This is a genomic window from Bradyrhizobium sp. P2_E8, assembly GCF_056403875.1.
The window spans coordinates 1-1,135 of record NZ_JBFUES010001556.1; the positions used below are offsets into that span (position 1 = coordinate 1).

Annotated in this window: 2 protein-coding genes; both read left to right on the forward strand. The window is 62.1% G+C overall.

Annotated elements, in window-relative coordinates:
- Positions 1 to 101: 101 nt before the first annotated feature.
- The gene (locus tag AC1D00_RS42260; RefSeq protein ID WP_477014796.1) at positions 102 to 695 is read left to right on the forward strand and encodes a cytochrome b/b6 domain-containing protein; all 594 of its coding nucleotides are present in this window, start codon (positions 102 to 104) and stop codon (positions 693 to 695) included.
- A gap of 190 nt (positions 696 to 885) precedes the next feature.
- Positions 886 to 1,135 (forward strand): MHYT domain-containing protein (locus AC1D00_RS42265; protein WP_477014797.1); only part of this gene is annotated, 250 nt, incomplete at its 3' end.

Sequence of the window (1,135 nt, forward strand, 5' to 3'; positions counted from 1 at the left end):
CCTGAAGACCTCAGCCTGAAGCACACGGTCGCGAAATAATTTCCGCGAAATAACCTGCGCGAAGTGATCTGCGCAAAGTAAGGCTTGAGGGTGGTCTTCGCTTGATCGAAGAAGCGGTGCCAGAAGCGCGCGGGGCGTCCGACAGGACCCCCGCGGATCGAACCGCTCCGCGGACGATCGCGGTCTGGGACCTCCCGTTGCGCCTCTGGCACTGGGCCCTCGCGATCTGTGTTCTGGCCGCGTGGTTCACCCCCACCGTCTATGACCGCCTGCACCGCATCGTCGGCTATACGGTGCTTGGGCTGCTGGCCTTCCGCCTGGTCTGGGGCTTTTTGGGAAGCCGCTATTCGCGCTTCCGCATGGTCGGCGTCAGGCTTCGCGCGGCGCCAGGCTATCTCTGGAACCTGCGCCGCGGCATGACCGGCCGCTATATCGGTCTCAATCCCGCCGGCACGTTGATGCTGGTGGCGCTGCTGGCCTCGCTCGCCGTCTCGACGATCACGGGAGTGATGTCGGTGACCGTCACCTTCTTCGGCGTCTGGTGGGTCGAAGACACCCACCATTATTCATCGGACGCGGTCATCGTCCTGGTCGTGCTGCACGTCGTGGGCGTGGTGCTGATGGGGATTCTCCAGCGCGAGAACCTGATCCGCGCGATGATCACCGGACGCAAGCGCATCCGCACTCACCTCTAGACGCTCGTTGCCGATCACTGCGCACGTCCGCCTGCCGTCGATGGCGCGACACCTCAAACGCAAATTTCCGTAAATTCCACAGGCAGCGTTAACCCGCTGGTAAGCACGCAATCAGGCGTTGCACAAAATTAACGCGAAGCACGTTTAGCCGATCCACCATCGACGACATTGACGAGGGGAGCGGTATTGGATGTTCCGTGTTTATTCCTGCCTTACGGTCGAGCACGATTGGCGCCTCGTCCTGCTTGCCGGCCTGGTCTGCTTCGTTGCAAGTATCGTTGCGGTCAGCATCTTTCATCGCGCGGTCGCCTCGCGAGCCTGGGCGCGGGTGATCTGGATTGCGATTGCCGGCGCCGCCATCGGCTACGGAATCTGGGCAACGCATTTTGTCGCAATGCTCGCCTACGAGCCCGGCGTCTCGACCAACTACGGCCTCGTTC